General features: G+C 60.3%; 21 protein-coding genes and 2 tRNA genes. 15 read left to right on the top strand and 8 right to left on the bottom strand.

The annotated features are described in order from the left end of the window. Window positions 1-4: 4 nt before the first annotated feature. Window positions 5-430 carry a large conductance mechanosensitive channel protein MscL gene (gene mscL, locus AC1DUR_RS07420; RefSeq protein ID WP_332774990.1) on the bottom strand — a complete coding sequence of 142 codons (426 nt, stop codon included), beginning with the start codon at window positions 428-430 and terminating at the stop codon, window positions 5-7. A gap of 267 nt (window positions 431-697) precedes the next feature. On the opposite strand from mscL, the gene petA reads away from it, so the two are divergent. From petA to AC1DUR_RS07390, 6 genes are all read left to right on the top strand, one after another. Continuing rightward, window positions 698-1,324, top strand: a complete 627-nt coding sequence (gene petA, locus AC1DUR_RS07415; protein WP_477717727.1) for a ubiquinol-cytochrome c reductase iron-sulfur subunit — start codon at window positions 698-700, stop codon at window positions 1,322-1,324. Between the two features lie 126 nt (window positions 1,325-1,450). After that, window positions 1,451-2,851 carry a cytochrome b gene (locus AC1DUR_RS07410; RefSeq protein WP_477717728.1) on the top strand — a complete coding sequence of 467 codons (1,401 nt, stop codon included), beginning with the start codon at window positions 1,451-1,453 and terminating at the stop codon, window positions 2,849-2,851. A gap of 17 nt (window positions 2,852-2,868) precedes the next feature. Beyond that, complete coding sequence (locus AC1DUR_RS07405; RefSeq protein ID WP_477717729.1) at window positions 2,869-3,636, top strand: cytochrome c1; 768 nt, start codon at window positions 2,869-2,871, stop codon at window positions 3,634-3,636. A gap of 105 nt (window positions 3,637-3,741) precedes the next feature. Further along, window positions 3,742-4,353, top strand: a complete 612-nt coding sequence (locus AC1DUR_RS07400) for a glutathione S-transferase N-terminal domain-containing protein (RefSeq protein WP_007868077.1) — start codon at window positions 3,742-3,744, stop codon at window positions 4,351-4,353. A gap of 143 nt (window positions 4,354-4,496) precedes the next feature. Beyond that, entirely contained in the window at window positions 4,497-5,030 is a 534-nt protein-coding gene (locus AC1DUR_RS07395) for a ClpXP protease specificity-enhancing factor (protein ID WP_477717730.1), read from the top strand. Between the two features lie 11 nt (window positions 5,031-5,041). After that, window positions 5,042-5,117 (top strand) — tRNA-Thr (locus AC1DUR_RS07390). Window positions 5,118-5,238: 121 nt separating this feature from the next. Here the strand turns inward: AC1DUR_RS07390 and AC1DUR_RS07385 are convergent. Then, entirely contained in the window at window positions 5,239-5,547 is a 309-nt protein-coding gene (locus AC1DUR_RS07385; RefSeq protein WP_477717785.1) for a hypothetical protein, read from the bottom strand. 61 nt (window positions 5,548-5,608) lie between these two features. Between AC1DUR_RS07385 and AC1DUR_RS07380 the strand changes: the two genes are divergently transcribed. From AC1DUR_RS07380 to AC1DUR_RS07360, 5 genes are all read left to right on the top strand, one after another. Beyond that, complete coding sequence (locus AC1DUR_RS07380) at window positions 5,609-6,592, top strand: M23 family metallopeptidase (RefSeq protein ID WP_477717731.1); 984 nt, start codon at window positions 5,609-5,611, stop codon at window positions 6,590-6,592. Window positions 6,593-6,728: 136 nt separating this feature from the next. Next, complete coding sequence (gene secA, locus AC1DUR_RS07375) at window positions 6,729-9,494, top strand: preprotein translocase subunit SecA (RefSeq protein ID WP_477717732.1); 2,766 nt, start codon at window positions 6,729-6,731, stop codon at window positions 9,492-9,494. Window positions 9,495-9,535: 41 nt separating this feature from the next. Continuing rightward, window positions 9,536-10,777 carry a bifunctional glutamate N-acetyltransferase/amino-acid acetyltransferase ArgJ gene (gene argJ, locus AC1DUR_RS07370; RefSeq protein ID WP_477717733.1) on the top strand — a complete coding sequence of 414 codons (1,242 nt, stop codon included), beginning with the start codon at window positions 9,536-9,538 and terminating at the stop codon, window positions 10,775-10,777. Window positions 10,778-10,797: 20 nt separating this feature from the next. After that, window positions 10,798-11,763, top strand: a complete 966-nt coding sequence (locus AC1DUR_RS07365) for an ATP-binding protein (protein WP_477717734.1) — start codon at window positions 10,798-10,800, stop codon at window positions 11,761-11,763. Beyond that, window positions 11,760-12,221: an NUDIX domain-containing protein gene (locus AC1DUR_RS07360; protein ID WP_477717735.1), complete on the top strand. Its 462-nt coding sequence runs from the start codon at window positions 11,760-11,762 to the stop codon at window positions 12,219-12,221. The genes AC1DUR_RS07365 and AC1DUR_RS07360 overlap by 4 nt, the downstream gene beginning before the upstream one ends. 90 nt (window positions 12,222-12,311) lie before the next feature. Here AC1DUR_RS07360 and AC1DUR_RS07355 read toward each other — a convergent pair whose 3' ends face one another. Both AC1DUR_RS07355 and AC1DUR_RS07350 read right to left on the bottom strand, forming a co-directional pair. Next, window positions 12,312-12,968 carry a lytic transglycosylase domain-containing protein gene (locus tag AC1DUR_RS07355; RefSeq protein WP_477717736.1) on the bottom strand — a complete coding sequence of 219 codons (657 nt, stop codon included), beginning with the start codon at window positions 12,966-12,968 and terminating at the stop codon, window positions 12,312-12,314. Then, window positions 12,965-14,707, bottom strand: a complete 1,743-nt coding sequence (locus AC1DUR_RS07350; protein WP_477717737.1) for a proline--tRNA ligase — start codon at window positions 14,705-14,707, stop codon at window positions 12,965-12,967. The genes AC1DUR_RS07355 and AC1DUR_RS07350 overlap by 4 nt, the downstream gene beginning before the upstream one ends. A gap of 114 nt (window positions 14,708-14,821) precedes the next feature. Between AC1DUR_RS07350 and AC1DUR_RS07345 the strand changes: the two genes are divergently transcribed. Both AC1DUR_RS07345 and AC1DUR_RS07340 read left to right on the top strand, forming a co-directional pair. After that, window positions 14,822-15,541 carry an RNA pyrophosphohydrolase gene (locus AC1DUR_RS07345; protein ID WP_477717738.1) on the top strand — a complete coding sequence of 240 codons (720 nt, stop codon included), beginning with the start codon at window positions 14,822-14,824 and terminating at the stop codon, window positions 15,539-15,541. Continuing rightward, on the top strand, window positions 15,538-16,059 hold the full coding sequence (locus AC1DUR_RS07340) for a CNP1-like family protein (RefSeq protein WP_477717739.1): 522 nt from the start codon (window positions 15,538-15,540) through the stop codon (window positions 16,057-16,059). Before AC1DUR_RS07345 ends, AC1DUR_RS07340 begins: the two co-directional genes overlap by 4 nt. A gap of 101 nt (window positions 16,060-16,160) precedes the next feature. Here the strand turns inward: AC1DUR_RS07340 and proB are convergent, their stop codons facing one another. From proB to rplU, 4 genes are all read right to left on the bottom strand, one after another. Beyond that, entirely contained in the window at window positions 16,161-17,297 is a 1,137-nt protein-coding gene (proB, locus tag AC1DUR_RS07335; protein ID WP_477717740.1) for a glutamate 5-kinase, read from the bottom strand. A 90-nt stretch (window positions 17,298-17,387) separates the two neighbouring features. Further along, on the bottom strand, window positions 17,388-18,482 hold the full coding sequence (cgtA, locus tag AC1DUR_RS07330; RefSeq protein WP_477717741.1) for an Obg family GTPase CgtA: 1,095 nt from the start codon (window positions 18,480-18,482) through the stop codon (window positions 17,388-17,390). Between the two features lie 120 nt (window positions 18,483-18,602). Next, the gene (rpmA, locus tag AC1DUR_RS07325) at window positions 18,603-18,860 is read right to left on the bottom strand and encodes a 50S ribosomal protein L27 (RefSeq protein WP_011481796.1); all 258 of its coding nucleotides are present in this window, start codon (window positions 18,858-18,860) and stop codon (window positions 18,603-18,605) included. A 27-nt stretch (window positions 18,861-18,887) separates the two neighbouring features. Continuing rightward, complete coding sequence (gene rplU / locus AC1DUR_RS07320; protein WP_011481797.1) at window positions 18,888-19,199, bottom strand: 50S ribosomal protein L21; 312 nt, start codon at window positions 19,197-19,199, stop codon at window positions 18,888-18,890. A 173-nt stretch (window positions 19,200-19,372) separates the two neighbouring features. On the opposite strand from rplU, the gene AC1DUR_RS07315 reads away from it, so the two are divergent. Together AC1DUR_RS07315 and AC1DUR_RS07310 are read left to right on the top strand one after the other, a co-directional pair. Further along, entirely contained in the window at window positions 19,373-20,356 is a 984-nt protein-coding gene (locus tag AC1DUR_RS07315) for a polyprenyl synthetase family protein (RefSeq protein ID WP_477717742.1), read from the top strand. Between the two features lie 12 nt (window positions 20,357-20,368). After that, window positions 20,369-20,445 (top strand) — tRNA-Pro (locus AC1DUR_RS07310). Window positions 20,446-20,505 lie beyond the last annotated feature (60 nt).

The raw sequence follows: 20,505 nt of genomic DNA, 5'->3' as shown, positions 1-20,505 counted from the left end.
GAGCTTATTTTTTCAGGCTGTCGCGAATTTCGCGCAGCAGCACGACGTCTTCAGGCGGTGCTGCGGGCGCCGCAGGCGGGGTTTGGCTGCGTTTGAGCCGGTTGATCTGCTTGACCATCAGGAAAATGATGAAAGCCAGGATGGCAAAGTTGACCGCGACGGTGATGAAGTTGCCATAGGCCAGCACCGGTACGCCGGCTTTTTTCAGGGCGTCCAGTGTCATCACGGTGCCCGGCGGCACACTGCCCATCACCACAAACAGGTTGGAAAAATCCAGTTTCCCGACCACCGCGCCCACCACCGGCATGATCAGGTCGCCCACCACCGATTCGACAATTTTGCCGAATGCCGCGCCGATGATCACGCCCACAGCCAGATCAATCACGTTGCCTTTCACGGCAAATTCCCTGAATTCCTGCATCATTCCCATGTGCTACTCCTGTTGTTGGTGAACGCTTGCCGATCGCCCCTTGCGATTGTCGAAAAGGCATTATGAAGGCTGGACCTGATCCTGGGCGCCGTACCTCGTCTGGCTGGAAGAAATCGCGTCCCGTTCCCACCCATGGCTGAAACAGCCCGGCACGGGCGGCGGCAAGCCGGACCAACTGCCACCGCCTTGAAAAACGCGTTCGCGCTCCGCTACAATTGCGGGTTGACCCCACTATGCCTTTTTCAAGCCAGTTCTTGAAGGACTCTCATGACCCAAGCAAGCGTGAACGCAGTGCCGCACGGCGCTCCTGTAGATAAAGATAAAAGAAACTGGCTCGTGGCCACGGCCGTTGCAGGCACCGCTGGCGCTGCCGCTGTTGCCGTTCCCTTTGTAAGCAGTTTTCAACCGTCCGAGCGTGCCAAGGCCGCCGGTGCGGCCGTTGAAGTTGATATTTCCGGCATCAAGCCCGGCGAGAAAATCACGGTCGAGTGGCGCGGTAAACCGGTGTGGATTGTCAAGCGCACGCCCGAGCAGCTCGCCTCCCTGCCCAAAGTCGATGCCCTGCTGGCCGACCCCAAGTCCGAGCGCAAGCCGGATGAGTTGACCCCCGCATACGCCCGCAACGAAAACCGTTCCATCAAGCCCGAAACGCTGGTGGTGGTGGGCATCTGCTCGCACCTGGGCTGCTCGCCGTCCGACAAGTTCCAGCCCGGCGCCCAGCCCTCGCTGCCTGACGACTGGGCGGGCGGCTTCCTTTGCCCCTGCCATGGCTCCACCTTCGACATCGCTGGCCGCGTCTACAAAAACAAGCCCGCTCCCGATAACCTGGAAGTGCCTCCGCACATGTACCTGTCAGACACCCGACTGCTGATTGGTGAAGACAAAAAGGCCTGAAGGCTGATCAATCCTTCCCAAGACCCTGCCGAAAGCGCTTGAAAATTTGCTGGCCGTTCCTTCAAACGGAATATCCAGACCTGATTCAAGCGATCGACAAAGAACCCCACCGAACCAGGATCAGTGATGGCTGAATTCAAAGAAATTTCCCCCGACGCCCCCCTCGCTGCCAAGGCGATGGCCTGGGTTGACAACCGTTTTCCCGCCAGCAAGCTCTACAAAGAGCACATGAGCGAGTATTACGCGCCGAAGAACTTCAACTTCTGGTACATCTTTGGCTCGCTGGCCATGTTGGTGCTGGTGATCCAGATCGTCACCGGTATTTTCCTGACCATGCATTACAAGCCGGATGCGGCGCTGGCGTTTGGCTCTGTCGAATACATCATGCGCGACGTGCCCTGGGGCTGGCTGATCCGCTACATGCACTCCACCGGCGCCTCGGCCTTCTTTGTCGTGGTCTACCTGCACATGTTCCGCGGCCTGATCTACGGCAGCTACCGCAAGCCGCGCGAGCTGATCTGGATTTTCGGCTGCGCAATTTTCCTCTGCCTGATGGCCGAGGCGTTCATGGGCTACCTGTTGCCCTGGGGCCAGATGAGCTACTGGGGCGCCCAGGTGATCGTGAACCTGTTCGCCGCCATTCCCTTCATTGGTCCCGATCTGGCGCTGCTGATTCGCGGTGATTATGTGGTGGGTGACGCCACGCTGAACCGCTTTTTCGCCTTCCACGTGATTGCCGTGCCGCTGGTCCTGCTGGGCTTGGTGGCCGCGCACATCATCGCGCTGCACGAAGTGGGCTCCAACAACCCCGACGGTGTTGAGATCAAGGCCACCAAGGGTGCGGACGGCCATCCGCTGGACGGCATTCCCTTCCACCCCTACTACACGGTGCACGACATTTTTGGCGTTTGCCTGTTCCTGATGGTGTTCTCCGCTGTCGTGTTCCTGGCGCCCGAGTTTGGCGGCTACTTCCTTGAGTACAACAACTTCATCCCGGCTGATCCGCTCAAGACGCCTGCACACATCGCACCCGTCTGGTACTTCACGCCTTATTACTCCATGCTGCGCGCAATTACCAGCGAAATGATGTATGCGCTGATTGCCTGTGTGATCGGTGCTGCGGCGCTGAGCGTGGTCAAGTTCAAGATGCCTGCGCTGGTCAAGGGTGTCATCGTGGCGGCGGCCGTGGTGGTGGCGATCCTGATGCTGTCGATCGACGCCAAGTTCTGGGGTGTGATGGTCATGGGTGGCGCGGTCGTCATTTTGTTCTTCCTGCCGTGGCTGGACCACAGCGAAGTCAAGTCCATCCGCTACCGCCCAAGCTGGAACAAGATCCTGTACGGTGTGTTCGTGGTCAACTTCCTGGTGCTGGGCTACCTGGGCGTGCAGCCTCCCTCTCCGGTTGGCGAGCGCGTGTCGCAGATTGGCACCCTCTTCTACTTTGGCTTCTTCCTGCTGATGCCTTGGTGGAGCCGATTGGGAACCTTCAAGCCCGTCCCCAACCGCGTGACTTTTGCTGCCCACTGAGCTGGAAAGTTGTAACAATGAAAAAACTGATTTCTAACGCGATTTTTGCCCTGGTCACGGCGGTCGGTCTGGTAGCTGGTGCGCAGGCTTCGGAAGGTGGCATTGCCTGGGACAAGGCGCCCGGCAAGACCAACGACATGGCCACCCTGCAAAGCGGCGCCAAGCTCTTCGTCAATTACTGCCTGAGCTGCCATTCGGCTGCTTATATGCGTTACAACCGCCTCGCGGACATCGGCCTGACCGAGCAGCAGATCAAGGACAACCTGCTGTTCACCACTGAAAAAGTCGGTGAAACCATGAAGGCCGCGATCGACCCGAAACAGGCCAAGGACTGGTTTGGCGGCAACCCACCGGACTTGAGCGTCATTGCACGCTCGCGTTCCGGCGCCAATGGCACGGGTGCCGACTATCTCTACACCTACCTGCGCACCTACTACCGCGACGACACCAAGGCGACGGGCTGGAACAACCTGGTTTTCCCCAGCGTGGCCATGCCGCATGTGCTGTGGGAACTGCAGGGTGAACGCAAGCCGGTCTACCTGGAAAAGGAAGAACACGGCCACAAGGTGTCTATTTTCAAGGGCTGGCAGCAGGTCACGCCTGGCGCCATGACGCCGCTGCAATACGACCAGGCCATGGGTGACCTGGTGGGTTACCTGCAGTGGATGAGCGAGCCGGCCCAGAACACCCGTGTTCGTGTAGGTGTGTGGGTGCTGATTTTCCTTCTGGGCATGACCTTCATTGCCTGGCGCCTGAATGCGGCGTTCTGGAAAGATATCAAGTAATTTTTCGCCGGCCATGCGCTTTGCTGCGCGCCGGCATCTTCGGAGTGGAAGGTTCTAAGTTTTGATTCTTAGCCTCCACTCTTTTGTTTTCAGGAGTTCCGAATCATGATGGTCCTTTATTCAGGCACGACCTGCCCCTTCTCGCACCGCTGCCGTTTTGTGCTGTTTGAAAAAGGCATGGACTTCGAAATCCGCGATGTCGACCTCTACAACAAGCCGGAAGACATCAATGTGATGAATCCTTACGGACAGGTTCCCATTCTGGTCGAACGCGACCTGATCCTGTACGAGTCCAACATCATCAACGAGTACATCGACGAGCGTTTCCCTCACCCGCAACTGATGCCCGGCGACCCGGTTGACCGTGCGCGTGTTCGCCTGTTCCTGCTGAACTTTGAAAAAGAGCTGTTCGTTCACGTCAGCACGCTGGAGTCACGTGCCTCCAAGGGCAATGAGAAGGCGCTTGAAAAAGCCCGCTCGCACATCCGTGACCGCCTCACGCAGCTGGCCCCGATCTTTCTGAAAAACAAGTTTATGCTCGGCGACAACTTCTCGATGCTGGACGTGGCGATTGCGCCGCTGCTCTGGCGCCTGGACTACTACGACATCGACCTGTCAAAAAATGCCGCACCGCTGCTCAAGTATGCCGAGCGCATTTTTTCGCGTCCCGCTTACATTGAAGCACTGACGCCTTCCGAGAAGGTCATGCGCAAGTAATATGGCCCCCACGCTCGTCACTGCGTGTACTTCGCTGCCCCCCGGGGGGGCGCTGCGCCTGCGGCCCGGCATAGCCGGTTCCGCGGCCCTGGCTGGTGAAGAGGGTGCCCGCACGCTGGCCCGGGTTTAACTTGGCTGAATTCATGAACGCACCGGATTCCACGTCGACCCGCCCGTACCTGATACGGGCCCTTTACGAGTGGTGCACCGACAACGGCCTCACGCCCTATGTGGCGGTGTCGGTGGATGAAACCGTGCAAGTGCCGCGCGAGTATGTGAAAAACAATGAGATCGTGCTCAATATCAGCTTTGATGCGACCAGCTCGCTCAAACTGGGCAACGACTTTATCGAGTTCAAGGCGCGTTTCGCCGGCAGCGCCCGCGAGATCATCGTTCCGATCACGCATGTGATTGCCATCTACGCCCGCGAAAATGGGCAGGGCATGGCTTTCCCCATGGTGGCCTCGCCGGCCGGCATTGATGCGGCTTCGGGGACACCCGGTGAATCTGCCCCGGCCGAAGTCTCTTCGGCGCAGGGTGTGGCGGAGGGACCGGAGGGCAAGATCATGCAGCTGGTGCCCGAGAGTGCACCCGAAGCTGGTGAGCAAGGCCCTGATTCCCCCGAGCCCCCCAAGTCACCACCGCGCACACGCCCGTCACTCAAGCGCGTCAAGTAAAATAGTTTTGTGCCGCTTTAGCTCAGTTGGTAGAGCAACCGCCTTGTAAGCGGTAGGTCGTCAGTTCGATTCCGACAAGCGGCACCATTTATCAAAGCATCTTTGCCATCCCATACTTCATGGGTGTTCGGCGCTATGACTTGAGTAGCGATTGGCAAACTGATCACCGGGTCGACTGCGCTGAACCTTCGTTGGAAGCATGCGCTTACTACTTTTTGGTTATTAGTATCTTCAACCGAATTGAGGTAACCTTCCAACCTTTGCCCACTAGGTGGGTCCGGATGAGCGGAAGTAGCTGACGGATTTTCGCGGCGGCTGCATTGCTGCTCACCAGCAGGCACCAACTTTCTCCCTCAATCGGTCCGGCCTTGACGGCAGGACGCAGGGCCTCCGGAAGCAGCGACTCAATCGCCCTGAGTCTGTCATTGGACTCACGGACGAGTTCGGTCAGCCGTGCAAGGGACGGAGAATTGCCGGCAGCCTGATGGATGGTGAGGGTCGAAGGAGGGCGCCGGATGGGATTCACGTTGGGCGGGCTCTGGCCCGGTCAGTGCAAGCTTTTAAAGAGGTAGACACAAGTGCATTTGATTATCACGGATGCGTGGCTGGCCAATAGCCGGGCCATCTATTTAAGTGGCACAAAACTGATTCTGGCGGGCTTTGTCGCCGCATTGGCCCTCATGCTTGTCGCCGCCGGCCTGTACCACTGGGTGTTTCTCAAGGGGGCCCGTGAAGGCTGGCCCGTGATTGGATCGCTGGTGAAGCTGGTGGTCAAGGATGAGTTCGATCAGCGCGATCGCTTCCTGCGCGAGAACCTCGATGTGATGGCCAGGCGGCTTGGTGAAATGCAGGCCAAGATGATGCAGCTTGAAGCGCTGGGTGAGCGGGTATCGGGGCTGGCCGGTGTGAACCCCGGCGAGATCAGGGCAGTGCCCGGCAGCGGCGGCGCGCTGGTGTCCGGGCGTTCACTCACGATGGACGAGCTTCAGGCCACATTGGCGGATCTGGACAAACTGACCGATCAGCGGGTCGACCTGATGACCGTGATGGAGTCCCGCCTGTTTGACCAGAAGATCAAGAAAATGATGGTGCCGACCCAGGAGCCGGTGGCTGGCGGCCAACTTGGCTCGTCCTTTGGCTGGCGCATTGACCCGCTCAATGGCCGGTCTGCGCTGCATACCGGCCTGGACTTCCCGTCAGACCCTGGCACCGCGATCCTTGCGGCTGCGGGCGGCGTGGTCGTGGCGCAGGAATATCACCCGGCCTACGGCAACATGGTGGAAGTGGACCATGGCAATGAGCTGGTGACGCGCTACGCGCATGCGTCGCGGGTGCTGGTCAAAAAAGGCGATCTGGTCAAACGCGGCCAGAAGATTGCTGAGGTGGGCACTACCGGTCGCTCCACAGGCCCGCACCTGCATTTTGAGGTTCTGGTCCAGGGGGTTTTTCAGGACCCGCAGAAATTTCTGACAGCCGGCCAGAAACTGCCCAGGCTTGCAATGGCTGCTGCAGGCACCCGGCCGCGGCGGACGGCAGCCTTGCCGCAAGCCCCGCCGAACTAGCGGTTCCAGCGGCGCTAAAATCAGCGCTTTGCGCACAGTTGAACTAACTGGTCGCGCCCACACCTAAGTTCCGTATTCACTAAGGGATTTTGGCCGCCTTGCCCGCTCACGGGAGTGTCAAGGCGGCCTCGCATTTATGGCTTCCAACATCCTGACCCAAATTTTCGGCAGCCGCAACGACAGGCTGCTCAAAACCTACCGCAAAACCGTAGACCACATCAATGCACTGGAGACCCAGTACGAGAAGCTGAGCGACGACGAGTTGCGTGTCAAGACCGAGGAATTCAGGAGTCGCGTGGCGGCTGGCGAGGCGCTGGATGCCATTCTTCCGGAAGCCTTTGCCGTTGTACGCGAAGGCAGCAAGCGCGTCATGAAGATGCGCCACTTTGACGTGCAGATGCTGGGTGGCATGGCACTGCACAACGGCAAGATTTCGGAAATGCGCACGGGTGAGGGCAAGACCCTGACCGCGACGCTGCCGGTCTACCTCAATGCATTGACCGGCAAGGGCGTCCATGTGGTGACGGTCAATGATTACCTGGCCAGCCGGGACGCCCGCTGGATGGGCAAGCTCTATAACTTTCTCGGGATGACGGTCGGCATCAACCTGCCCAACATGTCGCGCGAGGAAAAGCAGGCCGCCTACAACGCCGACATCACCTACGGGACCAACAACGAGTACGGTTTTGACTACCTGCGCGACAACATGGTGTACGAGGTCGGGGACCGCGTGCAGCGCGGCCTGAACTACGCCATCGTTGACGAGGTGGACTCGATCCTGATTGACGAGGCGCGTACACCCCTCATCATCAGCGGCCAGGCCGAAGACCACACCGAGATGTACCTCGCGATGAACAGGGTCGTACCGTTGCTCACGCGCCAGGAAGGCGAGGCCGACCCCCGCACCGGCGAGGGCGTGACCAAGCCCGGCGACTTCACCATCGACGAGAAAACACGCCAGGTGTTTTTGACCGAGCAGGGCCACGAGAGCGCCGAGCGCATCCTGTTCAACCTGGGCCTGATTGCCGAAAGCGCCACGCTCTACGATCCGGCCAACATTTCGTTGATGCACCATTTGTACGCCGCCCTGCGCGCCAATTTGCTGTACCACCGTGACCAGCACTATGTGGTGCAGGACGGTGAGGTCGTGATCGTTGACGAGTTCACCGGCCGCCTGATGTCGGGCCGCCGCTGGAGCGATGGCCTGCACCAGGCCGTTGAAGCCAAGGAAGGTGTGCAGATCCAGGCGGAAAACCAGACGCTGGCTTCCATCACGTTCCAGAACTATTTCCGCCTCTACGGCAAGCTGGCCGGCATGACCGGTACCGCCGATACCGAAGCCTACGAGTTCCAGGAGATTTACGGACTGGAGACGACGGTCATTCCACCCAACCGGGTCAGCCGGCGCGATGACCAGCTTGATCGCGTGTACAAAACCACACGCGAGAAATACGAAGCCGGCATCAAGGATATTCGCGAGTGCTATGAGCGCGGCCAGCCGGTGCTGGTGGGTACGACCTCCATCGAGAACTCCGAAATCATTGACCAGTTGCTGGAAAAGGAAAAACTGCCGCACCAGGTGCTCAACGCCAAGCAGCACGCCCGGGAAGCCGATATCGTGGCGCAGGCCGGTCGCCTGAAGATGATCACCATTGCCACCAACATGGCCGGTCGCGGTACCGACATCGTGCTGGGGGGTAACCTTGAAAAGCTGATTGAAGCGGTTGAAGCCGACGAGTCGATGGACACCGCTGCGAAGGAGGCCGAAATTGCCCGCCTGCGTGCCCGGTGGACAGAAGAGCATGAGCAGGTCAAGGCGCTGGGCGGCTTGCGCATCATCGCGACCGAACGTCACGAGTCACGCCGCATCGACAACCAGTTGCGCGGCCGTTCGGGCCGGCAGGGTGACCCGGGTTCCTCGCGGTTTTACCTGAGCCTGGATGATCCGCTGATGCGCATTTTCGCGGGCGATCGCGTGAAGGCCATCATGGAGCGGCTCAAAATGCCCGATGGCGAGGCCATCGAAGCCGGCATCGTGACGCGCAGCATCGAATCAGCACAGCGCAAGGTTGAAGCGCGCAACTTCGACATCCGCAAGCAGCTGCTTGAATATGACGATGTGGCCAATGACCAGCGCAAGGTGATTTACCAGCAGCGCAATGACATCATGGACGCGGGCAGCCTGCAAGGTCAGATCGAGTCCCTGCGTGAAGGCTGCTTCACGGATTTGGCGCGGCAGTACGTGCCGGCTGAAAGCGTCGAGGAGCAGTGGGACATTGCCGGCCTCGAAAAGGTGCTGCTCGATGAGTGGCAGATCAGCCTGCCGCTGGCCGGCGAGCTGGAGAGCGCAACCGCCATCACCGACGAAGACATCCTGGAAAAGGTTATTGCTGCGGCCAATGTCGCGTTTGCCGACAAGGTCGAGAAAATCGGCCAGGAAAACTTCACGCAGTTCGAGCGCATTGTGTTGCTGCAAAGCATAGACACCCATTGGCGTGAACACCTGAGCGCGCTGGACTATCTGCGCCAGGGCATCCATTTGCGCGGCTATGCGCAAAAGCAGCCGAAGCAGGAATACAAGCGCGAAGCGTTTGAGCTGTTTGGCCAGTTGCTTGACAGCGTGAAGAACGAAGTCACCAAGGTGCTGATGACGGTCAAGATCCAGTCGGGCGAGCAGCTCGAGCAGGCCGCCGAGGAAATGGAAAACCGGGCAGAAAGCATCTCCAACGTCACCTATACGGCTCCCACCGAAACCGGTGAAGCGGAAACCCGGGTGGACGAAGACACGCAGCGGCGCGTGCCACTGGCCTCCGGCATCGCCGTGCCGCGTGTGGGGCGCAATGATCCGTGCCCCTGCGGTTCGGGAAAAAAATACAAGCTGTGCCACGGCCGGCTGAATTGAGTCCCTCTGGGTCGAACGACTAGTTTTCTGGAGTCACGAACATGCCCGTCAATCTGCTGGCTACACCCGCGGCGGACCTTTACCCTGTGCCTGGTGTGCGCTGGGGCATCACCGAAGCAGGCATACGCAAGGCCAACCGCAAGGATCTGGCCGTGCTGCTGCTGGATGAGGGGGCCTCGGTAGGCGCCGTCTTCACGCAAAACAGGTTTTGTGCGGCGCCCGTGCAGATCTGCCGGGAGCACCTCGCAAAGAACGCGGGCCAAAGCCTGGGTATCCGCGCCATGCTGATCAACACCGGCAATGCCAACGCCGGCACCGGCGAGGACGGACTGAACCGCGCGCTGGCCAGCTGTATTGCACTGGCCCGCGAACTCAATCTGGCTCCCGAGCAAATCCTGCCGTTTTCAACCGGCGTGATCATGGAGCCGCTGCCGCACGACCGCATTGCCGCTGGCCTGCCCGCCGCGCTGGCGGATGCCAAAGCCGACAACTGGGCGAATGCGGCGGAGGCCATCATGACCACCGATACGGTGGCCAAGGCATTCTCCACCAGGCTCGTGATCGGCGGCGCAGAAGTCACCATCACCGGCATCAGCAAGGGCGCCGGCATGATCCGGCCCAATATGGCGACCATGCTGGGCTTCATGGCAACCAGCGCCTGCGTGTCGCAAACCTTGATGGGCCAGTTGGCCCGCGAACTCGCCGAGGGCTCGTTCAACCGCGTCACGGTGGATGGCGACACATCAACCAACGACTCCTTTGTGGTTGTGGCCACCAACCAGGCGACCCACGCCCCCATCACCTCGCTGGACAGCGCAGACGGCCACGCCCTGCGTGCGGCGATGCTGGACATCGCCAAAAAACTGGCGCAGGCCATCGTGCGGGACGGCGAGGGCGCCACCAAATTCATCACGGTGCAGGTCGAGGGCGGAAAAACTGGTGAAGAGTGCCGCAAGGTGGCCTACGCCATCGCCCATTCACCGTTGGTCAAGACGGCATTTTTTGCCAGCGATCCCAATCTGGGCCGTATTCTGGCTGCTGTGGGCTATGCCGGCATTGACGACCTGGACCAGACCCAAATCGACTTGTACCTGGATGATGTGCTGGTGGCCAAAAACGGTGGCCGGCACGTGGGCTATGTGGAAGCGGATGGCCAGCGCGTGATGAAGCAAAGCGAGATCACGGTGCGCGTGGTGCTGGGCCGTGGTGCGGCCCAGGATACCGTCTGGACTTGCGACCTCTCCTACGATTACGTCAAGATCAACGCTGATTACCGCAGCTGAAGCAACCGGGGCTAAAGAGCATGAACGAGCAATTTGAGCGCCTGATGGCGCGGGTGGAGTCCCTGGTCACGCGCATTGAATCGGTCTTGCCGCAACCGCTGCAGGCGCCCGACTGGCAGGCGTCAGTCGCTTACCGCTACCGCAAGCGCAGGTCGGGCCACGGCTCGCTCGAGCCCGTCAGGCACCTGGGCGCCATGCGCCTGGCCGACCTGAAGGAGATCGAGGACCAGAAGGAAAAAATCCGGCGCAACACCGAGCAGTTCGTCAACGGTAAACCGGCCAACAATGTGCTGTTGACGGGCGCACGGGGCACCGGCAAGTCGTCGCTGATCAAGGCCTGCCTGAATGAATATTCGTCACGCGGCCTGCGGCTGATTGAAGTCGACAAGGCCGACCTGACCGACCTGCCGGACATTGTGGACGTGGTGTCCGAATTGCCCGAGAAATTCATTGTGTTTTGTGACGACCTCAGCTTTGAGGAGGGCGAGCCAGGTTACAAGGCGCTCAAATCGATTCTGGATGGTTCGGTCGCAGCGGCCACGCCCAATGTGCTGATCTACGCCACCAGCAACCGGCGCCATCTGCTGCCCGAGTACATGACGGAAAACCTCACCTACACGCACAGCGAGGATGGCGAGGTTCACCCCGGCGAGGTGGTGGAGGAAAAGATTTCGCTCTCGGAACGGTTCGGCTTGTGGGTGAGCTTTTACCCCTTCAGCCAGGAGGAATACCTGACCATCGTCGCGCAGTGGCTCTCGTCGTTCGGCGTGGGCCAGGACCCGATTGCCGCAGCGAAGCCGGCCTCCCTGGTGTGGGCGCTGGAGCGTGGCTCGCGCAGCGGCCGTGTCGCCTACCAGTTCGCGCGCGACTTTGCGGGCCGGGATGGTGCCGCAACGTCTGTGGCTGTGAAGGTCATCCTGCCGTACGAGCGGGCCAGTGCTTCTGCCGTTGCACCGTCCGACCAGGCGCCAGACCACTCCACATGAGCATGCTGGTCGCCGACGGTGAGCGACCGCGCGAGGGCGGTGTGGACCGAAAGATTGTTGACGTTGCGGTCGGCGTGCTGATCCGGCCCAATGGCGATTTCCTGCTGACCTCGCGCCCGCCTGGCAAAGTCTATGAAGGCTACTGGGAGTTTCCCGGCGGCAAGCTGGAGCAGGGCGAGAGTGTCGAGCAGGCGCTGCGGCGCGAGCTGCAGGAAGAGATCGGGATCACCATCGGCGCCGTGCATCCGTGGAAGGTTGAAATGGTGGACTACCCCCATGCGCTGGTACGGCTCAACTTCTGCAAGGTGTTTGAGTGGACGGGTGAACTGCACATGCATGAGGGGCAGTCGTTTGCCTGGCAGTCATTGCCGGTCACCGTGCAGCCGGTGTTGCCGGGCACGGTACCGGTGCTGGCCTGGTTTGCCGAAGAGCGCGGCTTTTCGGGCGCGACGCGCTGAGCGGCAGCTCAACTCGGGTTTGCTATTTAATTGATAGCTGTAAATCCAGAATTCATTGGGGTTCTGGCTTGTTTGTGCGTGGAGACGGTTTCAGCCGCTGAATTCCCACTGTTTGCTCGCACCCATCACCGCATTCGGATAGGGCGCCTTGCCGCGCGATCCGTTGTAGCGGCCCAGGCCCATGAACAGGTCGCCGCGTTCGCGGTCCAGGTAATGGCGAAGAATGACGCAGCCGAAGCGCAAATTGGTCTGCATGTGAAAGAGCTTGGAAGGGTCGCCGTCTCCAATCACGCGTGTCCAGAATGGCATCACCTGCATGTAACCGCGCGCACCCACATTGCTCACGGCGAACTTGCGGAAGTTGCTTTCGACCTGGATCAGGCCGAGCACCAGCGTAACGTCCAGTCCGGCGCGTTTGCTCTCATACCAGACGGTTTGCAGGAATTCCTTGCGGACTTGCCACTCCGGTTTTTTCTTTTTGAGGCGCTCGCTCATGGCGCCCAGCCAGCGCAGGTAGGCCAGCCGGCTTTCGGTGTCCCTGAACTCCGGCACCGGAGGCGCATGGTTGGCAACGGCCGAGCTCAGGGCCGAGCGGACCGAGTCCATCAAAGGCTCTTCAATCTGGGCGCCGGCGTCCGCTTGCTCTGAAAATAATAGCGGAATACACGCGGCAGACAGGGACTGTAGGCACTTTCTTCTTGAAAGTTGCCGGAGGGACGTCGCAGACGCGATGCCGGGCGCTGTCACAGGGCCAGTTTTCCCTTGAGGAAGTCCAGCGCCGTGGCTGCATCGACCTTGCTGGAGGTGGCATCACGGCGGTGCTGGTATTCAACCTGGCCGGATTGAAGGCCGCGGTCGCCAATGGTGACGCGGTGGGGCACGCCGATCAGTTCCCAGTCGGCAAACATCGCGCCGGGGCGCTCGCCGCGGTCATCGAGAATCACGTCCACGCCGGCGGCGAGGAGTTCGCCATAGAGCTTGTCGGCAGCGGCTTTCACGTCGGCGAAGCGGTCCGGGCTGATGGGGCAGAGCACCACCGTGAAGGGCGCAATCGCGTCGGGCCAGATAATGCCGCGCTCGTCGTGGTTTTGCTCGATGGCCGCAGCAGGCAGGCGTGTGATGCCGATGCCGTAGCAGCCCATCTCCAGGAATTGGGGCTTGCCGTTTTCGTCCAGGAAGGTGGCGTTCATGGCCTGGCTGTATTTGGTGCCGAGGTAGAACACGTGGCCCACCTCGATGCCGCGTTCAATCGCCAGCACGCCCTTGCCGTCGGGCGAGGTGTCGCCCGCGACCACGTTGCGCAGGTCGGCCACCAGGTCGGGTTCAGGAAGATCACGTCCCCAGTTCACGCCGGTGATGTGAAAATCAATTTCATTGGCGCCGCAAACCCAGTCGCTCAAGGCCGCCACCTCACGGTCGACGACCAGCTTCACCGGTTTTTGGAGATTCAGGGGGCCCAGGTAGCCGGGCTTGGAGCCAAAGTGCTCCTCGATTTCAGGCAAGGTGGCAAAGCGGAATCCCGCCAGGCCGGGTACCTTGCCGACCTTGACTTCATTCATGTCATGGTCGCCGCGCAACAACAGCAGCCAGATCTGTGTCTTGATGATTTTGCCGGTTTCATCGGTCTGGTCGGTGGCCAGCACCAGGGACTTGACGGTCGTTTCCAGCGGGATGCCCAGCAACTGGGCTACGTCGGCGCAGGTCGCTTTGTCCGGCGTGGGGGTCTTGGTCATGGCGCGGGAGGCGGTCTTGCGCGCGCCCTGGGGCGCCAGGGCTTCGGCCTTTTCCATGTTGGCCGCATAGTCGCTGCCGGGGCAGTAGACGATGGCGTCTTCGCCAGTGGTGGCAATCACCTGGAACTCTTCGCTCAAATCGCCGCCAATCGCGCCGCTGTCGGCAGCCACCGCGCGGTAGGTGAGGCCAAAGCGGTCAAAAATCCGCCGGTAGGCCTGAGCCATGACCTGGTAGCTGGCCTTGGCCGTAGCCTGGTCGCGGTCAAAGCTGTAGGCGTCTTTCATGATGAATTCCCGCCCGCGCATCAGGCCAAAACGCGGACGGCGCTCGTCGCGGAATTTGGTCTGGATCTGGTACAGGTTCTTCGGCAGCTGCTTGTAGCTCTTGATGTCCTGGCGCATCACGTCGGTGATGACTTCCTCGCTGGTCGGTTGCACCACAAAATCGCGGCCGTGGCGGTCCTTGATGCGCAGCAGTTCGGGGCCCATTTTTTCAAACCGGCCGGTCTCCTGCCAGAACTCGGCCGGCTGAATCACTGGCATTGCCATTTCCACGGCACCAGCGCGGTTCATTTCCTCACGAACAATCGCCTCGACCTTGCGGATGACACGTAAACCCATGGGCATGTAGTTGTAAATGCCGGCGCCGAGCTTTTTGATCATGCCGGCACGCACCATGAGCTGATGGCTGACGATCTCCGCATCCGCAGGAGCTTCCTTGAGGGTGGAAATGAAGAACTGGGAGGCTTTCATGGGCTATTTTTCTGGAATTCTGCGTTGGAAGGGGGCTGGAGCCCGGCCGTGCGCTTGGCGCTGGCGCCTTCGCTGTGCATAATGGACTCAGTTTAAAAAATTTGAGGTTTGATTATGCTTGACCGGGATGGCTTTAGGCCTAACGTCGGCATCATCTTGCTCAACCAGAGAAGTCAGGTATTTTGGGGCAAACGTATCCGTACCCACTCGTGGCAGTTTCCGCAGGGTGGCATTGATCGGGGCGAAAATCCCGAACAGGCCATGTACCGCGAGTTGCATGAAGAGGTGGGACTGTTGCCGCAGCACGTTCACGTGCTGGCCCGTACCCGAGATTGGTTGCGCTATGAGGTGCCTGACCGGTTTATCCGCCGCGATGCGCGCGGACATTACAAAGGCCAGAAACAGATCTGGTTCCTGCTGCAGCTGGTCGGTTACGACTGGAACCTGAACCTGCGCGCGACAGACCATCCCGAGTTTGACGCCTGGCGCTGGAACGACTACTGGGTGCCACTCGATGTGGTGGTGGAGTTCAAACGTGGCGTGTACGAGATGGCGCTGACCGAGTTGGCGCGCTTTGTTCCGCGTTGTGACCCCCGGTCCGACCCACGGCCCGATTCACGTCCCGACCATCGCAACCGCTATCTGCGCGGGGGAGTTCACCTGCGCGATCAGATGGCGGGCCAGGCCGGTGAAACCAGCCCCCGTCCGGCCAATAGCCTGACATACAGCTACACGGCCAGATTGGGTGCCTCGTTCGAGTTGCCCCCCGGTGCCACCTTTGAACCTGATCCGCAGACCAGCCTGGGCGCGGATCCTTCGACGACCAAAACATGACATTCAAACCGGCCTTTGTGGTCCGTCTTTCTTGTATAGCAATTGCGTTGGGCATCACCTGCGCGGCCTGGGCCCAGAGCGCTACGGACGATCCGGACTGGAAGGAATCGGACGCTCCGCCGCCTCCGGCATTTGATGCCGGCAAGCTGGTCACTTTCGATGTGTCACCCAACTCATCGCTGGTTTATGGAGTCGATCCCGCTACCATCCGCATTTCCAACAGCGACGGCCTCGTACGCTATGTGATGGTGGCGACCAGCGCCAGTGGTGCGCGCAATGTGATGTACGAAGGCATACGCTGCGCTACCGGTGAATACAAGACCTATGCCCGTTACTCGCCAGATGGCCGCTGGAACCCGGTGGCCAATGCGGAGTGGCGCTCCATGTTTGGCAACATGCCGTCCAAGCATGTCTTGCGGTTCGCCAAGGCCGGCGCATGCGATAACGCGGCACCGGCACCGTCAGTTCCCGTCCTGATAAGCCGGCTGAAAAATCCGAATTTCAGGATATCGGAATAGCGCACCGTACCCTGTCGTGCGAGGGCGTCGCCCGGTCGCATGGGGGGAGGACTGGTTGCTTCGGGGCACCTTTCGATGCTGGCGCGCTCTGCCTCGGGTAGCTACCGCGTGAGCACGAGGTTGGTCCGGTGGACCATTTCAGGCTCGCCGGTGTAGCCCAGAAGCTTTTCGAATTCCGACGACGCCTTGCGGCAAATCAGCCGCGCCTCCGAACTCGAATAGTTGGCCAGGCCCCGCGCAATTTCTGCGCCTTCGGTATCCCTGATGGCAATCACGTCGCCACGGGAAAAATCACCGTCCACCCTTGTCATGCCAATCGGCAGCAGGCTCTTGCCTTCGTCGCGCACCTTGCCGACAGCACCCGCATCTACGGTGACCGAGCCGCGCATTTGCAGGTGATCGGCCATCCATTGCTTGCGGGCCTGCATCTTCTGGGTCTGCGCCACCAGCAGCGTACCGATGGCCTCGCCTTGTGTCAGCCGGATCAGGGCCTGCGGCTCGCGGCCCCAGGCAATGACGGTTGAAGCGCCTGAACCTGCCGCGCGTTTGGCCGCCAGGATTTTCGTGATCATGCCGCCCTTGCCAATGCTCGAGCCCGCGCCACCCGCCATGGCTTCCAGCGCGGCATCACCGGCTTTTGCTTCGTGCACAAACCGGGCGGTCGGGTCCTTTCGCGGATCGGCGGTGTAGAGTCCCTTTTGGTCGGTCAGGATAACCAGTGCGTCGGCTTCGACGAGGTTGGCCACCAGCGCACCGAGGGTGTCGTTGTCGCCAAACTTGATCTCGTCGTTGACGACGGTGTCGTTCTCATTGATGACCGGCACCACGCCGAGCTGCAGCAGGGCCAGCAGGGTGGAGCGCGCGTTGAGGTAGCGTTCGCGATCGGCCAGGTCAGCATGCGTGAGCAGGACCTGCGCGCTACCGATGCCGTTCTCCCGCAACTTGCTCTCATACACTTGGGCCAGCCCCATCTGGCCTACCGCGGCGGCGGCCTGCAACTCGTGGATGGCTTTGGGCCGGGCGGTCCAGCCCAGCCGCTTCATGCCTTCGGCAATGGCGCCGCTGCTCACCATGATGACTTCGCGTCCATCCTTGACCAGTGCTGCCAGCTGTTCGCACCACAGGCCGATGGCATCCGCATCGAGTCCACGGCCCTCGTTGGTTACCAGGCTGGAGCCCACCTTGACCACAATGCGTCTGGCGTTGCGTAGAACAGGAGAGCCTGTTTTATCTTGCATGTTGAGTACGTTTTGAGGTTTTAACCCAAGGAAGGTGGGCGCAAACAGCTGTGATTTATAAGCAACTGCCGCCAGGCAATTGCACGCGGATCAGCTGGAAACGGGCGGCTGGGGTGGCTCGGGCGGCAGTTCGGCAAAGCGCGGATCGACCTCTTCCACGGCCTGCTCACTTTTTTGCACACCCTGGACGTGCTGGTAAATCGTCTTGACGAGGTGCTCGCAGCCTTCGCGCGTCAGTGCCGAGATCTCGAACACCGGACCCTTGAACTTGAAGCGCTTGACGAAATCCTTCACGACCGCGGCGCGCTTGTCGGCGTCCACCATGTCGAGCTTGTTAAGCACCAGCCAGCGCGGCTTTTCATACAGCGCTTCGTCGTATTTTTTCAGCTCACCCACAATGGCTTTGGCCTGGGCGACCGGGTCCACGCCTTCGTCAAAAGGCGCCAGATCGACGATGTGCAGCAGCAGGCGTGTGCGTTGCAGGTGGCGCAAAAACAGGTGTCCCAGCCCCGCACCTTCGGAGGCGCCCTCGATCAGGCCGGGCAGGTCGGCCACCACAAAGCTTTGTTCGGGGCCGACGCGCACCACACCCAGGTTGGGGTGCAGGGTGGTGAAAGGGTAGTCGGCAATGCGCGGTCTGGCGTTGGAGACGGCCGAAATAAAGGTCGACTTGCCCGCATTGGGCATGCCGAGCAGGCCGACGTCGGCCAGTACCTTCAGTTCGAGCTTCAGGCTTTTGCGCTCCCCGGGCCAGCCGGGCGTCTTGCTGCGTGGCGCGCGGTTGGTAGAGCTTTTGAACCGCAGGTTGCCGAAACCGCCATCGCCGCCCTTGGCGATCAACACCTGCTCACCCGGCACCAGCAGTTCGTAAAGCACTTCACCGGTCTCGGCATCGGTCAGGATGGTCCCCACGGGCATTTTGAGGATGATGTCGTCCCCCTTGGCGCCGAACATGTCGGAGCCCATGCCGTGCTCGCCATTGCGGGCTTCATGGCGACGCGAAAACCGGAAGTCCACCAGCGTGTTCAGGTTGACATCTGCGACCGCGTACACATGGCCGCCGCGACCGCCATCACCGCCGTTCGGGCCGCCGAATTCCTTGTATTTCTCGTGGCGGAAGGAAACGCAGCCGCTCCCGCCATCGCCAGCGGCAATGTCAATAAAGGCTTCGTCAACAAATTTCATGATGTGCGGGTGCTCGGGTAGGGCGGAAGACTGGAGAAGCTGAAAGGTAGTTTACAAACAAAAAAGCCCCGACAGGTCGGGGCTTCGCTTCAGTCGAAGTGACTTATCGAAGTGATCAGCTCAGGCCGGGGTCACATTCACAGTGTGCTTGTTCAGTGCACCCTTGACGGAAAACGATACCGCACCGTCAACAAGCGCAAACAGGGTATGGTCCTTGCCGATGCCGACATTGACGCCTGGGTGGAACTTGGTGCCACGCTGGCGCACGATGATGCTGCCTGCATTGATCACTTCGCCGCCAAATTTCTTGACGCCCAGCATTTTGGGCTGCGAATCGCGCCCGTTTCGCGTAGAGCCGCCGCCTTTTTTCTGTGCCATTTTTCGTTACTCCTGGTACTTCCCTGCTTAACCGACGATGGCGCCGATTTGCAGTTCGGTGAAGTTTTGCCGGTGACCCTGGCGTTTCTGGTAGTGCTTGCGACGGCGCATTTTGAAAATGCGCACTTTGTCGTGCCTGCCATGAGACAGCACTGTGACTGTGACAGTCGCGCCGGACACCAAGGGCGTACCAACCTTGATTGCACTGCCTTCTCCGACAGCCAATACCTGGTCAATAACGATCTCTTGGCCTACGTCCGCAGCAATCTGTTCTACTTTAATTTTTTCTCCAGCAGCAACCTTGTATTGTTTGCCACCGGTTTTTATGACCGCGTACATGTGAGACCTCGTAAATTGAGTTCTGTGGACGAATTTCCACAGAGCCCGATATTCTAGCACGGCCGGCCAAAAATGGCCAGGCGGACGGTTTTAAGGCATTCTCCAGGGCGCGCCGGGTGCTGCGGATGGGGTGCTTTCTATAATCTGCCCAAACTTAACGTCTGGACCGCCTTTTGTCTGCCAATTCCTCAAGCACCGCCGCCGCCCTTGCCCTGATTGCCGACGACATGCGTGGAATGGACGCGGTGATCGAGCGCCGGCTGGAGTCGGACGTGCCGCTGGTCAGCCAAGTGTCTCAATATATCGTGGCGGCCGGCGGCAAGCGCCTGCGGCCCGCCTTGCTGCTTCTGATGTGCGGCGCCCTGGGCTATCGCGGCGATCAGCGCTACAACCTGGCTGCGGTGGTGGAGTTCATTCATACCGCCACCTTGCTGCACGATGACGTGGTGGATGAGTCCACATTGCGTCGCGGCCGTGCCACGGCCAACGAGGCCTTCGGCAATCCTGCAAGCGTGCTCGTGGGGGATTTTTTATATTCACGCGCCTTTCAGATGATGGTGGAGGCCGGCGACATGCGCATCATGCAGACGCTCGCGGAGGCCACCAATGTGATTGCCGAGGGCGAGGTGCTGCAACTCATGAACATGCATGACGCGACGCTGTCGGAGGACGGTTACCTGCGGGTCATCCGTTCCAAGACGGCCAAGTTGTTCGAGGCCAGCGCTCGTCTGGCGGCGTTGCTGGCGCAGTCTTCGCTGGCGGTGGAGCAAAGCTGCGCGGATTATGGCCAGGCATTGGGCACCGCCTTCCAGGTGATTGACGATGTGCTGGACTATGACGGCGACGTGTCGGAAATGGGAAAAAACCTGGGGGACGACCTGCGCGAAGGCAAGACGACGTTGCCGCTCATCATTGCGATGCAGCGATGCACTGAACTTGAGCGTGCCGTGATTCGCCGGGCCATTGAAACAGGCGGAACGGACCAGATGCCGCAAATCATTGCCATCGTGCAACAGACGGGAGCCCTGCAGGCAACACGGGACGCGGCCGCCGCGGAGGCCCAGCGTGCGCTGGATACCTTGCAAGCATTGCCCCAAAACCCTTACAGTAGTGCCTTGGGGCAACTGGCATCGCAACTGTTGCAGAGGCGTTCCTGAGGGTTGTCAAGGCGGGGTGTAGCTTAGCCTGGTAGAGCGCTACGTTCGGGACGTAGAGGCCGGAGGTTCGAATCCTCTCACCCCGACCAGATTCTTTTCTGTTTTTATAGAGTATGCATACATAGAGTGTGCGTTTCTCCGCACAGTTC

This window comes from Polaromonas sp. P4_F4, from assembly GCF_056401355.1.
This window is presented reverse-complemented; position numbering and strand designations above follow the sequence as displayed.

Bases quoted from the DNA above. Each gene is read 5' to 3' on its own strand.
- mscL (WP_332774990.1), bottom strand. From the start codon at position 430: ATGGGAATGATGCAGGAATTCAGGGAATTTGCCGTGAAAGGCAACGTG.
- petA (WP_477717727.1), top strand. From the start codon at position 698: ATGACCCAAGCAAGCGTGAACGCAGTGCCGCACGGCGCTCCTGTAGAT.
- AC1DUR_RS07410 (WP_477717728.1), top strand. From the start codon at position 1,451: ATGGCTGAATTCAAAGAAATTTCCCCCGACGCCCCCCTCGCTGCCAAG.
- AC1DUR_RS07405 (WP_477717729.1), top strand. From the start codon at position 2,869: ATGAAAAAACTGATTTCTAACGCGATTTTTGCCCTGGTCACGGCGGTC.
- AC1DUR_RS07400 (WP_007868077.1), top strand. From the start codon at position 3,742: ATGATGGTCCTTTATTCAGGCACGACCTGCCCCTTCTCGCACCGCTGC.
- AC1DUR_RS07395 (WP_477717730.1), top strand. From the start codon at position 4,497: ATGAACGCACCGGATTCCACGTCGACCCGCCCGTACCTGATACGGGCC.
- secA (WP_477717732.1), top strand. From the start codon at position 6,729: ATGGCTTCCAACATCCTGACCCAAATTTTCGGCAGCCGCAACGACAGG.
- argJ (WP_477717733.1), top strand. From the start codon at position 9,536: ATGCCCGTCAATCTGCTGGCTACACCCGCGGCGGACCTTTACCCTGTG.
- AC1DUR_RS07365 (WP_477717734.1), top strand. From the start codon at position 10,798: ATGAACGAGCAATTTGAGCGCCTGATGGCGCGGGTGGAGTCCCTGGTC.
- AC1DUR_RS07360 (WP_477717735.1), top strand. From the start codon at position 11,760: ATGAGCATGCTGGTCGCCGACGGTGAGCGACCGCGCGAGGGCGGTGTG.
- AC1DUR_RS07350 (WP_477717737.1), bottom strand. From the start codon at position 14,707: ATGAAAGCCTCCCAGTTCTTCATTTCCACCCTCAAGGAAGCTCCTGCG.
- AC1DUR_RS07345 (WP_477717738.1), top strand. From the start codon at position 14,822: ATGCTTGACCGGGATGGCTTTAGGCCTAACGTCGGCATCATCTTGCTC.
- AC1DUR_RS07340 (WP_477717739.1), top strand. From the start codon at position 15,538: ATGACATTCAAACCGGCCTTTGTGGTCCGTCTTTCTTGTATAGCAATT.
- proB (WP_477717740.1), bottom strand. From the start codon at position 17,297: ATGCAAGATAAAACAGGCTCTCCTGTTCTACGCAACGCCAGACGCATT.
- cgtA (WP_477717741.1), bottom strand. From the start codon at position 18,482: ATGAAATTTGTTGACGAAGCCTTTATTGACATTGCCGCTGGCGATGGC.
- rpmA (WP_011481796.1), bottom strand. From the start codon at position 18,860: ATGGCACAGAAAAAAGGCGGCGGCTCTACGCGAAACGGGCGCGATTCG.
- rplU (WP_011481797.1), bottom strand. From the start codon at position 19,199: ATGTACGCGGTCATAAAAACCGGTGGCAAACAATACAAGGTTGCTGCT.